This is a genomic window from Clostridium sp. OF09-36 (assembly GCF_003481985.1).
Classification (GTDB): Bacteria; Bacillota; Clostridia; order Lachnospirales; family Lachnospiraceae; genus Brotaphodocola.
Genome location: NZ_QUMD01000084.1, coordinates 1 through 1,222 on the forward strand (window position 1 = coordinate 1; position 1,222 = coordinate 1,222).

A 1,222-nucleotide genomic window follows, 5' to 3' on the forward strand; every position below is an offset into this window, starting at 1 on the left:
TAGTTTCAGGGGTGCGTCCATGACACCCTTACTGCTACCCAGGTGGGTTACACAGCTACTTTTATTGTTTTTGTACTGCTCAGCCCGGTTACGGGCATATCAATTTCTTTGCCGGATACGGCATGATACTTTCTCAAAATATTATAAGCTCCTACTGCATCTGCATTGTAGATCACGTTCTCTACAATGTAGATGCCACGCTTTTTTCGATTCCTTTTCTCCGCATAAATGCACGATACTTCTTCTGACTGTGGCGGGCATTGACTGGAATAACTTTCTTCCTGTCTTATCAGACGAATCCCTTTCATTTTAAGCTTATACTCTAACTGCATATAGATACGGGCATATGGCAGACTGTGAAGTTTCTGGTTGGTTTTCCTTCCCAGATTTTTCTCTTTACGAATCCCCTTGATATCTCCAATTACAACCGTATGAATATCATTCTTTACAGAATAGTTCGTGATATACCGTGTCATCTTATGAATATAATCTTTGATACAGTTATTTTTCTTTCGATAAAGCTTCTGCAGATGCTTAGATGTTTTCGGATACTCCATTTCCCACGCAGCCTGGATCCGATCCCATTGCGACTGGACTCGCGCGATTTCCCTGTTATAAAAATAAGAAAGTGAAAGATATTCTCTCCCAATAATGAACGTTTTTCCTGCATTATCATAACAAGTCATAAGATTATGCAAGCCCAGATCAATCGACAGATAATGTCCATTGTCCTCTTCAGGCAAAACATCTTCCACCTCATAAATAACAAGGATCCTGCTGGTTCCGTCATTTGCCGGTGGATATATTTTGATCTGTTTTATGATATCCATGTTTGAAAAAACAGGATTTTTCAAATAAAGGTATGCAGCACGAATATCATAGGTATGAACCATATACTCCTTCAGCTTTTTCGGTAAAGAAAGTCTTACTTTGAAAGAGCCTGTTTCATGTTGAATGCCATTTTGCATATAGGTGATCGGCATTTTATCTTTCTTATATCTTGGTGATCCCGGATTCTCGATACCGCCACTTTCTTTTAACCGGTAAAAGGATTTCCATGACTTGTCCAAAAGCTTACAGATTTCCTGTGCAGTCTGTGACGGAAGTGATTTGAACCACAGATCATCTTTATGTTTTGATTTCTGATAATACCAGTCAGGATATTTCTCCAATCCCAGATTTTTGTAGTTGTTTCTCTCATAATTGCAAACATTCCAAAGCT

General features: G+C 38.9%; 1 protein-coding gene. It reads right to left on the reverse strand.

Annotation, left to right across the window (positions count from 1 at the left end):
- Nucleotides 1–47: 47 nt before the first annotated feature.
- A partial coding sequence (locus DXA97_RS19755; protein ID WP_118721462.1) for an RNA-guided endonuclease TnpB family protein occupies nt 48–1,222 on the reverse strand: 1,175 nt, incomplete at its 5' end.